This window comes from Novipirellula artificiosorum (assembly GCF_007860135.1).
GTDB lineage: Bacteria > Planctomycetota > Planctomycetia > Pirellulales > Pirellulaceae > Novipirellula_A > Novipirellula_A artificiosorum.
The window spans coordinates 231,946-244,665 of record NZ_SJPV01000002.1; the positions used below are offsets into that span (position 1 = coordinate 231,946).

The window sequence follows — 12,720 nt, forward strand, 5'->3', positions numbered from 1 at the left end:
TGGTTTTTTGAAAGAAACCCTCCATCCCGCGAGTTCGTCTCGCGGGATTTTTTTTGCAAAAACGTGGCGTGAAACAGGAAAAAAACTAAAGTAACGGAGCTTTCTGTTCCATTGCCCTTGCCAAACTCGGCCGGATTCAAGCACCATCGCCGACGCAACGCGACCCCTAAGGAAACGAGCATGGATGCACGAATCCTAGCCGCGTCGCAGAACACTACCCCAAACGTCCATGGAGGGACGCCTGGTGAATCGAAATTGTATCGCAGCTGCGACCGCTTTGGTGATTGGCATCTCGTTGGCGTGGCAAGCCTCCATCGTGCAGGCTTCACCATCCAATGCCATCTTGCGCAATGCCATCTTGATTGACTTCTCGTCATCGACGTGTCCCCCCTGTCGGGCGATGCAACCGGTGCTGGCACAGCTGGAACAATCCGGTGTTCCGGTTCGGCATGTCGATGTTCAATCCGAACTCGACCTCGCACGTCGATACGGGATCCGTCAAACACCAACCTTCGTGGTGGTGGTCGACGGAAAAGAAGCCACTCGGTTGGTTGGCATTCAATCCCTGGCCCAACTGCAATCGGCGCTTACGGTTTCCCCCGCTGGCCTCCCAATCGACACGGGGTCTCAGTCGAGACCACTCGCTCACAATCCCACCCCGCAAACACGACTGGCGCCAATGGGGGCGGCGGCTTTCAGTTCAAGTTTGACCGCGTCAGCGGCAACCGCCGAGGCGATGCCCAGCGTCAGTGTTGCCGATGCAGTTGAACGAGCCCAAGCCGCGACGGTTCGCTTGCGAGTCTACGACGGGAAAGGCTACGGAGCGGGTACAGGAACCATCGTCGATACGCACGGCGACGAAGCACTTGTGCTGACCTGCGGACACCTGTTCCGCGAAACGAAGGGTCAAGGAAAAATTGAAGTCGACTTGTTCGTCGGTGGCGAGGTACGTACCGTGATCGGCCAGGTGATTGATTATGATGCGGAAGACCGAGACATCGCATTGGTCGCGATCCGCCCCGGCTTTGCCATTCAGCCTGTGCGAGTGATCGGAGCGAACGAGAAGGTCCAAAATGGTCAAACCGCCTTCAGTTTTGGGTGTGACCGCGGTGACGATCCTTCACGGCGAGACACACGCATTACGGGAATCGACAAATACGATCAACACCTCGGTGTTTCGAACCTTGAAATCCAAGGCGCCCCGATCGATGGTCGTAGCGGCGGCGGGCTGTTCGACGCATCCGGCTGTTTGATCGGTGTTTGCAACGCTGCCGATTACAAAGGCGATGTTGGGATCTACGCCGGCCCTGGTACGATCCACTGGCAATTTGACCGCGCGAATCTGTCGAAACTCTATCAGGAGCCGAGTGGCATGTTGGCTGCTCAGAACGCGGCACCACCGCAGCGGATCGCGAGTTTGCCGAACCACGCAGTCGCTCCCGCAAGCCTACCTGCATCCGCAATGCAGCCATCGGCCCTTACGGTCAACCCGAACCAGGAAGTGATCATCATCATTCGCAATCGCGACAACCCCTCTGGCCCCTCCAAGGTGATGACGGTTGCCGAGCCAACAACCGAATTCATGCAAATGGTGGAAGGCTACGCACGCTAGCCCGGGTTATTCGTTGGAGTGGTAGGCTTTAGCCGATTGCGTGCTGGACCCTTGCTGAATCGGCTAAAGCCTACGACTCCAACGTGCCCTGCTGGGGAGTTCATCTCCCCTACTTCACCACCACATCCTTGGCGCCATCCGCTTCGTCGGATTTTCCATTTTCCGGTTTAGGGAGTTCCAAGACCGGTTCTCCCCAATCCGCTGCGAACTTCTCGTTACAGCTTTCGCACTTGATCGTGGTCCCCAGCATGGCATCGTCGATCACCACCGATTGCTGGCAGTGGCTGCAGTGGACGCGGACGTTTCCCTTCTCACCGGCCATCGCCGTAAGATGTTCTTGTGTGATGTCGGCCACTTCGATGTCAACCGGTTGAAGGGTCGTCAAAAGATCGCGGCTCACCTCCGTCATGACCGCCAATCGATTCGCCAAACGCCGAACACTGCGTTCAAAGCTATTTCTTGCCGTCCGTCCGTTGCCGAAGTGGCGATCGCGATTGATGTAAAGGTAGGTGAAACCGCGCAGCAACCGACGTCGTGATTCGGTAGGAATCGAGTACTTGGATTTCTTTGCGATCAATTCAAAAATCCGGCACAACGCTTCAGGTGGATAATCATCAAAGTGCATCGTCGTTCCGACCCGCGAACTGAGACCCGGATTGCTGCGAATCATTTTTCGCATTTCGACGGGGTAGCCCGCCAAAATGACGATCAGCCGATCGCGTTGATCTTCCATCCGCTTGAGCAGCGTTTGCACCGCTTCGCGGCCATACTGATCTTGCCCGTTTTCGTCGATCAACGTGTAGGCTTCGTCGATAAACAACACACCATCGAGAGCTTCATCGATCTTGGCATTGGTCTTGGGGCCGGTTTGCCCGGCGTATTCCGCGACCAATCCGCTACGGTCGGTTTCCACCAAATGGCCTTTGTCCAAAATGCCGAGCGCCCCATAAATGTCTGCGATGATCCGAGCCACGGTGGTCTTTCCCGTCCCCGGATTTCCCACAAACGCCATGTGTAAACTTGGCCGAGTCGTCGGCAAGCCTTCTTTTTCGCGTCTCGCTTCCATCTTTAGAAAATTGGTCAAGGTCTGGATCTGGTCCTTGATCGCGTGCAGCCCGATCAACTGATCAAGCTTCTGCCGTGCTTCGGCCAGTCGCTGTTCGGGCGTGCGATCGTCAACCGGTTCCAGATCCGGCGACGTTGCCTTGGCATCGGTCCGCGGCGCCGGCGCTGCACCCGGACCAGGCGTCGGAGTGGGCTTCTCGGCTGCCGCGACTCCCGCTCCTTCGCGAAGCCGCTTGGCCTCCGCTCGCAGCCAAACGAGTGCATCGCGAGCGTTATCGGTGTCCGCTTGGCTGTTGTGCTCCACAACCGGCACGCTGCCGAGCTCCTTCATCTGTTCTCGCATCGAGTCCAAGTTCGAATTGTCGGCGACACTCATGTCCCCATCGACCGACGCGAGCAGATTCGCCATCCTCATCACCAACGTCTCCAGTTCACCCCAACGGTCTCGAATCGCAGCAATTTCTACGAACGGGCGAACCAAATCGGACCACTGGAATTCTTTGGATGCGGTGACCAACCAATCGACTGCTTCGTGCAGTTGGTTGCCCATCACCGATTTGCCCCACAAGTGCTCGAGCAAGACACGCCCCAGTTGGCGTTGCTCCATCGATCGACTGCTGGCGTCCGGAACGACGGCGGAAAAAACCTTCATCAACAGCCCTTGATGCAAATCATCCATTTGACTTGCGATCGAATGGGCGTCGGGTTCCTCGCCAAGCCAACCGTAGCTGCCCCGGATCAACTTGCCACTTTCGATGTACAGCGACTTTGTTTCATTCAGCGTTTCGCGATACAAGCGAATCGATTCGATAATTTGAGCATCGGTAAGTCGTGACATCGCGAGAAGACCAAAGCGAGGAGAGAAGGAAACAGTTCTGCCACCATCTTAGCGAATGCCATTTCGCTCGGCGACAACGGAAAACTCTATTTGCTTTTTCGACGGCGTGTGATCAGCGTGTGCATCACGTCACTGCGCCGCACCACCCCTTGTAGCTCATGAGGCTCTTCACGCGTGACGACGGGAATACAGTCATCCGTTTCAGCTTCGAACAGTTCAAAGGCACGCGCTGCGGGATCATCCGGATAGAGAATCGCATCGGTCTCGCTGACCAAGTCCTCGGCTCGGACCAACTGCGTGACGCTGTCGTCAAACATCACATTGCTTAGCAGCGGATAGCGTATCACGCCAACGACTCGCATCCGGTCATCGACAACGGGGTAGGTGTTGTCATGGCTATGTTCAATGTGCGAGATCACGGCATCAAAGTCGGCCGATTGATGTATCCCTTTTGTCTTGCGCAGCAAATCGCTCACTTTGACCTTGCCTCCGACTTGGTCCACCGCGCCTTTCGGGTCACTGTGCCGGCCAAGTCCGGTTCGAAAACGATACCCCAATTCGCGAACCTGTTCCAACGGCGTACGGCTGGTGTGATGAATCGCTTGGGCAAGCGGAACTTCGCCCGTTCGGAGCAGCGATTGCCGTATAAAGAGCGGGCCAATGATTTCAAACAAGACCACCGACCCAAGGATGATGTCCTGGATCGGTTTACCGAGCTCCGGATCGCGAGCCACCGCAATGGACGATAGCGCGATCGCAGCCCCAGCTTGGGCAAACAAACAACTTCCGAGCCAATGCCGAACTTCGAGCGGTTGACGCGTTGCCCGAGCCGCCGCGTAGACACCCAACCATTTCCCGAGCATCCGACACACGATGTAGATCACGCCAACCATACCCGCAGCTGCGAAAGCACCGACGTCAAGCTGAGTTCCATGGACGGCAAAGAAAACCACCGCCAACAGGCCTGATAAGTGATCGAGTTCGTCAACGATTTTGCCCTTCATGTCGGAGGTGTTCGCCACCGTCACCCCCATCACCAAAAAGGTCACCATGTAGGGAATGTCCAAGGATTCACAAATGCCAAGCAAGAAGGTCGTGGTGGCGACCAGCAAGACCAGCCAACGGGTCATTCGCAGCAGCCCGCACCCGTAGCTGACAACCAAACCGCCCGCCAATCCCAACAACACCGAACCGGCAATGTCCAGCAACAGCACCCCCATTTGTTCTGTCAACGGGATTTCGAGTTTCCCTTGAATCAAGTGGATCGCCAGGAAAGCAAACTCAAACAACACGATACATGCGAAGTTATTCATCGCGACCAAGAAACCGGTGCTCTCGGTGACCGGCCCTTCGGAGCGAAATTCCTTGAGCACCAAAATCGTTGTCGCGGGAGCAGTTGCAACAGCGAGGCACCCGAGTAACAAGGAGGTGCCACCAGAACATCCAAATAATCGCAACCCAATGGTCACCAACCCACACGTGCACAAGATCTCGGTCGCGGATACCGCCAAGCAGTGGGCTGCAATCCGACGAACCTTCTTGAAGGTGAACTCACAGCCGAGGTTGAACAGGACGATGGCCATCGCAAATTCAAGCACCGGCTCGAATCGTTCCACATGTCCTTCGGGAATCAGGTCCATCACACTTGGGCCAACCAGCAAGCCAACCAACAAAAAGGCGGTCACCTTGGGAAGATGGAGTAAGTCGGCAAAGACGCCGGCGGCAAGGCACGCACCGAGCAGCAGCCCAAGCGTGCTGGCGATATGAAAATGGAAATCACCCATGATGCCGCTTGAGAGCCCTCTCCAGATGCATTCGGAAAACAGAGCTTTCCGAATGCTCGTTCAAAACAATTTGACGCCCGTCAATCATAGACCGACTCGGCAGAAAATTGCACGTACTTCCGCACGTTCTAAGAGATGTTATGCCGAAAAAACAGCAAACCTTTCCAACAGGCTGTCAACGATCGGCTTCAAAATCTCGCCAACACCAGGAATGGCCAACACCGAATCGATCTTTTCCTTGATTCCTGGCAGTATTTTGCTAATCGTGGCTCCAATCGTCGACTTCATCGCCTCAGGTGCCTTCTCGTACATCGCTGCCGAGGCACCAAGACTTTCGTTGATGGTTGTCAGTTCGGGGAGCTGAGCTTTGGCAGATTCAATATCGACAATGTTCCCGAAAACATCGTTCAGCTTCTCCATACTCCCCGTCAAATTCGTGCCGAGATCGGCCATTCCCGCCGGCACTTCAGGCACGCCGCTGTCGATCTCGATACCACCCAATGGATCCACGACATCCCGATCCGCCTTGTCGGGGCCATCCTTTAGCAGTGAATAACCGAGCCATCCTAGCAATCCCAGGATCACCAGGGGCAACAACACCTTAACCAAACCGCCACCACCGCTATCGGGTGATGTTGTCGAGCAAGCTGCCATCGTAGTCACCTTGATCGAGTGTCTCGTTGATCTTCGCTGCGCCACCAGGTTGTGAGACCTGCTTCATCAGTCCACCGAGAACGGTGGGAAAAATGGCATCCAATCCTTGGGTCGTTGCCTGGGGACTTTCGCCCAAATGGCTACCCAGTTTGCCTGCCAGTTGTCCGGTAACTTGGCTCTTCAGCATTTGCATGAGATCGATCGCCATAACTATTCCCCCGCAGGTGATTGAAAACCGGCCGCGGAATCGTTCGCACAATACGGAACGAACACGCCTTGGTTTTCGAAGAGAAAAGAGCCAAGCACAACGCAAGGCCGACGCACTCAGTATAGAGGCCGGCAAATGACTGCGTCGAGCAGCAAAAAGATCCTGGAGAACTGGATTCCAACCTTCATCCAAAATGAAACCTGGATCCAAATGCCAAATCCCGCTGCTTGCTGGCCCAAATCGTCATCGCCTTGGCCCGGTTGTGACAATTTGCACTACGTCGATAGGCTAATCCGGCGCGATCAAGTCTGTCGGTTGATTTCTTCGACTTGCTCGTTCAACGTGCAGGTATCGTAGACGTAGCCAATCCCAAACAGCCCACCGGTCAACAAATAGACCACTCCCGTAATGATCTTGCCCATGTACAGGCGGTGGACTCCAAATAAGCCCAAGAACGTCAGCAACAGCCAAGCGACGGTAAAGTCGACCCGCCCATTTCGGTAACGCCGATTCGCTTCTTCTGCCATCGCAGGGATGAAGAACAAATCAACAATCCAACCGACCAAGAATAGCCCTCCGGTGAAGAACCAAAGGACACCAGTGAGTGGCTTGCCGAAGTAGAAGCGGTGCGCCCCGATGAAACCGAGAATCCAGAACAGGTAGCCGACGAGCACCGGGTGAGAAACATCGACAGCGTCATACGAGGGGACCGCTCGGTCAGAGCGAGACGGATTGGCTGTCGGAGCTGTATTTTCCATGGTTCTTCAACGGACAGGGGCATGTGACACGTTCGCTCCGGAAGCGAACGCTCAACCCGTCTATTCGCCTAACCGATCCGATTCTTTGCAAATGACGGTGCCAAATTGTACCGCAAGTTCTGATCCGGAATCAAAGAAAAGGGTGCTACTGCTGAATCGTGAGCCCAAAACTTACAATATGGGCATCGAGCGTATTGTCGAAGGTCGAACCGGGAATCGCGCCGATCCCGGGAAAGACGATCTGGCCAGATCGTGTGTTCTCGAAGAAATATGAGTAGGCCACGTTTGCCGCGAGATTGTCGGTGAATCGCAACGACGCCCCCGTGCTGAGGATGTGCTGGAACGTCAAGGGTGATGCAACGTTGTAAAACGCTTCACTGTTTCTGACCGGGTTTTGGTTGTACGAGTATCCTCCCCGAATCGTTAACTGCTCACTCACAGCTCTTTGGATCCCCAGCGATGTTGACATCACGCTGCTGAAGTCCAATCCGCCTAATTTCCCCGTCGCATCGAATACCGCTCGGTCGCCGAATCCATCGGTGTTCTTATAGTCAAAGTAACGAACATCCAACGCAAAAAGCCAATTCTCGAGTCCGTCGTACGCCGTACCCAACGAAAGGATCATAGGCAGGTCGACGTCGACGCTCAGCTCTCGCGGATTCCCCAGCTGGTCTTCCGAATGGAACTGAAAGGTTTCCATCCAAGTCGGACTCTTCAGCGAGGCACCAAATCGCCAGGCAGGACTGTGGATGTAGTAGGCACCCAATTGGAACCCACCACCCCAATGGTAGCGCGTCCCGCTCGCCGACGAGTAGCTGCCGTCCGCATTTGCCGAACCGAAGACAAACGGGTCGAGACTGATCCGCCCCGCCGTCAGGGTCGGGCCAGCGGCAACGGACAGGTTGTCCCGCAAGGCGACCGATAGGACCGGAGCGATTTGCAGGAACGACGCGTTCGAGTCCACGCGCCCGAGACCGGTTGGTGCCAATGCAGGGTTGGTGGGATCCACGGGCAGGTTCGTTCCGAATCCGGCAACCGCGTTGATCCCCAATCCGAGGGTCACCTTTGGATTCTCGGTTTTATGCACCCATCCGATATTGGGGAGCGGAAAGGCACCGGCATCGGCATCGGTTGACCCGGCAAAACCACCCACCGAGGAGGCGACGGTTTGGTTGGGGAAAAGCACCCCCATGCCCAACGCCGTTTCCGACCGTTCAAGCCCGCTTATGGTCGCCGGATTCCAGTAAATCGCGCCAATGGAGTCGATCGGAGCGGCGACGGCTGCCCCACCCATGCTGCGATTGACAGGCCCACTGGACGAAAAGATGGTGCCTTGAGCAAGCAGGGCTTGAGCGCTGAATATGGCACCGAAAAAGGCCACCGCAAACATCAAGCGATTTGGTTTCTGCATTTGTCCCTACCCCGACTCTCCTACGAACGGACGTTCCCTCACCCCTTCTTTCGGCAGAATGTGCACATCCCCTACAGTCATCCTGTGCCGCAAAGTGGTAAGCGGTCATAAAAACAAGGCTCGTTGCCTTGTCGTGAGAGCCCGAAAGGCATCGTTCCAGCTGGCGGACAACGCATCGCAAGGGGCGGCACTGAACTTTCGACCATCTCGACTTAGGCGTCCCCCACGCAAAAACGCACCACAAAGTCCGCACGGTGCGCCGACCGGACTTCTCGATCTGGGTCGGTAAACAGTTGCAACTGCGACGTGGGTCGCTACGGTAGCCACAGGGACAAGGATTTGCAGCTGCGATCAGCATAAAGTCGGTAGGGAACGTCGTGCTGCGTAGCGCACGTTTAGGAAATGATGCTGTCTTGACGTTGCCAATCGTTTTTTCATAACTAAGCATCGGTCTGTTTACTGGAGATCAGGATGGGGAATCGATCTATCATCGGCATCGCATTCGTTGCCACCGTCAGTTCCGGATGCATGATTGTGGGTCTCGATGACAAGTTCACTCTTGCTGAGCGTTTTTCAAAAGAATCGCCCATTGAATCTTGCGTTCTCGTAGCCGAACCGATAATTGAACATGACGTTTCCCGACTCTATTTTCCATTTGTGCGAATAGACAACCGACGTCTGCCGCATGATTTGGTCGTCAACCTTTACAAACAGACTGGTCTCCAAGTGGGGCCCGACTTCGAAACCGTCGTTTTTGAGTCGATTAAAATGGTGTATCCTGACGGGCGTCGCAAGGTTCTACTCGCCGCGGATCAACCGCATTCGCAGCGTACTTTCCCAGTCGCCGAAGCGAAACAATTGTTGACTGAGGAAACGCAAGTCAGGTTCGCTGGCGCGGTGGATCAGGCAGATTCGTTCGTGTTGACGTGTCTTGGAACAGCGGTTTCGCAATCGGGTCCCGGCATTCCATTTGAAACGCGATTGCGTTACCGGTATGACGGCAAAAATTGGGACTGGATGACGCTTTCCCAAGAGTTCGGCAGTTGCGGCGGCATCTGACCCCCCTTCCCCAAAAAGCAACCCGCTTCGAAACGACGAACTCTCCAACATCATGCACGGCAAACCAGTTCGTGTCCGCCAATTCGCCTCACACTCGGGTGTTCTTTTTCTTGTTCCTGGTCCTTGCTTGTTCCTGATTCAAAATCCTCAATCCAATTACCCCGTTCGTCCCGATCAGGTGATAGAGACAATTGCAAGCGAACGTGTCACCTAAACACTCGAGGCAAAAACGGACGTGCATCAGCTTAGCATCAGGTCCAAAAATCCCGATCCAAACTACGATAGCCAATCGCTTCGGCGAGGTGGACTTCCTCAATCAGTTCATCGCCAGCCACATCGGCGATCGTTCGGGCAACACGCAAAATTTTGTCATGGGCTCTGGCGGACAACCCCATCTCTTCAACACTGTGACGCAGCATGTGCTGGCAAGGCTTGTTCAAAGCACAATGCGTTCGCACCTGGCGACTACTCATTTGCGCATTGTACCGCACCGTGCCGTTGCCGAAGCGGGCCAACTGAGCCTCGCGAGCCTTGATCACATCCGCTCGCATCTGCTCGCTCGTTGTTCCGCCACCGCAGCTTGAAGACAATTCGTCGAACGGAACGGCTGGGACTTCGATGTGGATGTCGATACGGTCCATCAGGGGCCCAGAAATTCGCCCCATGTACTTCTCGATCTGAGTCGGTAAACAATTACAACTGCGACGCGGGTCGCTACGGTAACCACAGGGGCAAGGATTTGCAGCTGCGATCAGCATGAAGTCGGAAGGGAACGTAGTGCTGCGTAAGGCACGCGAAATCGTGACCACGCCATCCTCAAGCGGCTGACGCATGACTTCCAATGTCTTGCGGTTGAACTCAGGCAACTCATCCAGAAATAGGATTCCATTGTGGGCCTTGCTGATTTCCCCCGGCGACGGCGGGCTGCCACCACCCACAAGGCCCGCATCGCTGATCGTATGGTGTGGGCTACGAAAGGGCCGGCAAGCCAGCAGCGGTTGACCGCTCGGCAGTTGCCCCAGCACACTGTAAATCCGCGTGGTCGCAATCGACTCCGATGCGGTCAACGACGGCAATACCGTTGGCATCCGCTTGGCCAGCATCGTCTTTCCGCTGCCGGGCGGACCCACCATGATTAAATTGTGATTGCCAGCGGCAGCCAGTGACATCGCTCGTTTGGCCGATTCTTGACCGCGCACGTCACCAAAATCGATCTCGTAGACACTAAACTGCTCGAATAGTTTCTCCACACAGCTTGGCACCGGATCGAGCTCAATCTCACCAGAAAAAAAAGCGACGGCTTGAGCAAGGCTTTGCACCGGAATCACTTCGATGCCCTCCACCACCGCCGCTTCGCTGGCGTTTTCATAGGGCACGACAATTCCGCGAAGGTCCGCATTCTTCGCCGCTTCGATCGCGATCGATAGCACGCCTTTGATCGGTCGCGTCAATCCCTCGAGCGCCAATTCACCGACGACGGCATACTTTTCGAGAAGATCGATCGCCAACTGTCCACTTCCAGCCAGCACTCCAAGTGCAACAGGCAAGTCGAACGAGGCAGCTTGTTTGGGGAGATCACCGGGGGCCAAATTGATCACAATCCGGTCATGCGGTCGGATGAAACCACTGTTGACGATCGCCCGTTCCACGCGATGCGTACTCTCTTTGACCGCCGCATCCGGCAATCCCACCAGAATCGTCTTGGGCATGGCCGCAGGCGAAATATCAACCTCCACATCGACTGGCATCGCCTCGATTCCCAGCAGCGTGAATGTTTTCAGTCGTGCCAACATCTCGACAGTCCCTCGATAGGGTAGCGTTTGTCTGTGTCGATTGTGACAGTCTACGCGAACAGAAACAAGCAGGTGATCCAATCGCCAAGGCTTCGATTGCAGCTCCCCTCTGTGCCAATAGGTGAGCCAACATTGAAGTATTAATCTAGGCTCGAGGACAAGTTCCGCGTTCCGTCATTTGCTTCAACTTCAGTTATCGAACTGTCGCAACCGAACGTCAGGACCAGGCGATAGGCAATCACGGGAAATCTCGACCGGCATGTGAACTCAATTCAGATAACACACGCAATCAATCACTGCTACTTTTCTGGCACATCATCAGATTTCTTCTCGAAATTTACTCCAAGCTCTACCGCCAACATTGGGGGGGTCCACGGCCCGTTCTGATCTTTCACTTTGACGGCTTCTTCAGCAAACCCAATCCGCTTCATACCCTTTTCGTTTTTCTCAGCAATCCTGAATTCGTCCGGTGCAAGATACTCAACAGTCTCTACCCGTGAGGGTAGGGTACCGCCGACTCCCTTTTCGATTACGGTGAAGAGTTTGAACTTTTTTTCTAAGTCATCCCACGACAGTTGTTCTTCGACCTCCCCGTGCCAGCCGAACATCGTCGTGTAGTGCTTCCAAAAGGTGTACCTCAACACGATTGATTTGCCATCCTCAGCCGCAGTAACAATAAGTGGGCTCTCAAGTTGATAGTGCCAATAGGGACCATCGGCTGCTGAACGCGGGCCGGTAATCACCCAGGTTCCGATTAGCCAAGAAAGGGCTCTGAGTTCCTGTTGGAGCGGCGGAGGTGTGAAGTCAGCGTTCTGAACTGCAATGGAAAGTTTCAACCTATTCTCTGGACTGTAAAGTGACCTTCTAAAGTCCTCGGACTTTGATCTCCCGATTCTCAGAGTCGAAGGATAGATGTATCCAATCCAAACGCCATCCTCTCTGCGCATCAACTTCGTTTCGAGCTTTCTTTTGGTTTGGAATTGATCATGCTCAACACTCAAAACCACATTGCCATCTTCCCAGCGAAGACGTTCCGTTACGTGGACGGTATGTTCCTTGATGTGGCTCGAGTGCGGCGAACCGTAGGTGTAGGAGTATGAGTATGTAGTAACAAGTTCACGCCCGTTCTCACTTGGCTCGACGACGACTGCCGAAAAGGCCCTGGCTTCAAAATCGTGCCCAAACACCTCAAGTTTGTCTGGGGTCCAATGGCCAATCATCCATTCAAACGGCTCCAACTTCTCATTAACCGCTTGTTTTGCCGACTGTGCTGCTACTGGACCCGCCACAAGGCAGAAGGCTAGGCTCGCAATCACTGCCCTCATGCTAAAGACTCCGATTTCTGGGATAACAATTTGGGTTGAATGCTCTTTAACCTAACAGATAGAGTTAAGAATGAGCAAGAAATTGATCTCCAATTGGCCCCAGCCAACGCCGTCACCGATCAGCCGGCGGCGACAAGAGTTGGCCCGTTTGAAAACGCCCCACTTCGCCGCTCGCGTGCATTGGAGGGTCATGCGTTACCTCAGTCGCGCGGG

The 12,720-nt window shown here is 54.8% G+C and carries 11 protein-coding genes; 2 read left to right on the forward strand and 9 right to left on the reverse strand.

Going from position 1 to position 12,720, the window contains the following annotated elements:
* Window positions 1-244: 244 nt before the first annotated feature.
* Complete coding sequence (locus tag Poly41_RS06670; protein WP_231615470.1) at window positions 245-1,612, forward strand: trypsin-like peptidase domain-containing protein; 1,368 nt, start codon at window positions 245-247, stop codon at window positions 1,610-1,612.
* Window positions 1,613-1,721: 109 nt separating this feature from the next.
* On the opposite strand, the gene Poly41_RS06675 is transcribed toward Poly41_RS06670, so the two are convergent.
* From Poly41_RS06675 to Poly41_RS34790, 7 genes are all read right to left on the reverse strand, one after another.
* Window positions 1,722-3,515: an AAA family ATPase gene (locus tag Poly41_RS06675; RefSeq protein WP_146525159.1), complete on the reverse strand. Its 1,794-nt coding sequence runs from the start codon at window positions 3,513-3,515 to the stop codon at window positions 1,722-1,724.
* Window positions 3,516-3,601: 86 nt separating this feature from the next.
* Window positions 3,602-5,299 (reverse strand): cation:proton antiporter domain-containing protein, encoded by a 1,698-nt coding sequence (locus Poly41_RS06680; protein ID WP_146525160.1) that lies wholly within the window; start codon window positions 5,297-5,299, stop codon window positions 3,602-3,604.
* A gap of 138 nt (window positions 5,300-5,437) precedes the next feature.
* Complete coding sequence (locus Poly41_RS06685; RefSeq protein ID WP_146525161.1) at window positions 5,438-5,953, reverse strand: hypothetical protein; 516 nt, start codon at window positions 5,951-5,953, stop codon at window positions 5,438-5,440.
* Window positions 5,922-6,161: a DUF937 domain-containing protein gene (locus Poly41_RS06690; protein ID WP_146525162.1), complete on the reverse strand. Its 240-nt coding sequence runs from the start codon at window positions 6,159-6,161 to the stop codon at window positions 5,922-5,924. Before Poly41_RS06690 ends, Poly41_RS06685 begins: the two co-directional genes overlap by 32 nt.
* A gap of 302 nt (window positions 6,162-6,463) precedes the next feature.
* Entirely contained in the window at window positions 6,464-6,919 is a 456-nt protein-coding gene (locus tag Poly41_RS06695) for an NINE protein (protein ID WP_146525163.1), read from the reverse strand.
* 145 nt (window positions 6,920-7,064) lie between these two features.
* Window positions 7,065-8,246 (reverse strand): OmpP1/FadL family transporter, encoded by a 1,182-nt coding sequence (locus tag Poly41_RS06700; protein WP_231615539.1) that lies wholly within the window; start codon window positions 8,244-8,246, stop codon window positions 7,065-7,067.
* On the reverse strand, window positions 8,134-8,778 hold the full coding sequence (locus Poly41_RS34790; protein WP_261344885.1) for an ATP-binding protein: 645 nt from the start codon (window positions 8,776-8,778) through the stop codon (window positions 8,134-8,136). The genes Poly41_RS06700 and Poly41_RS34790 overlap by 113 nt, the downstream gene beginning before the upstream one ends.
* A 23-nt stretch (window positions 8,779-8,801) precedes the next feature.
* On the opposite strand from Poly41_RS34790, the gene Poly41_RS06710 reads away from it, so the two are divergent.
* The gene (locus Poly41_RS06710; protein ID WP_146525165.1) at window positions 8,802-9,389 is read left to right on the forward strand and encodes a hypothetical protein; all 588 of its coding nucleotides are present in this window, start codon (window positions 8,802-8,804) and stop codon (window positions 9,387-9,389) included.
* 251 nt (window positions 9,390-9,640) lie between these two features.
* On the opposite strand, the gene Poly41_RS06715 is transcribed toward Poly41_RS06710, so the two are convergent.
* Together Poly41_RS06715 and Poly41_RS06720 are read right to left on the reverse strand one after the other, a co-directional pair.
* On the reverse strand, window positions 9,641-11,182 hold the full coding sequence (locus Poly41_RS06715) for a YifB family Mg chelatase-like AAA ATPase (RefSeq protein WP_146525166.1): 1,542 nt from the start codon (window positions 11,180-11,182) through the stop codon (window positions 9,641-9,643).
* Window positions 11,183-11,481: 299 nt separating this feature from the next.
* Window positions 11,482-12,507, reverse strand: coding sequence for a J domain-containing protein (locus Poly41_RS06720; protein WP_146525167.1), 1,026 nt, complete (start codon window positions 12,505-12,507; stop codon window positions 11,482-11,484).
* Window positions 12,508-12,720: the final 213 nt, after the last annotated feature.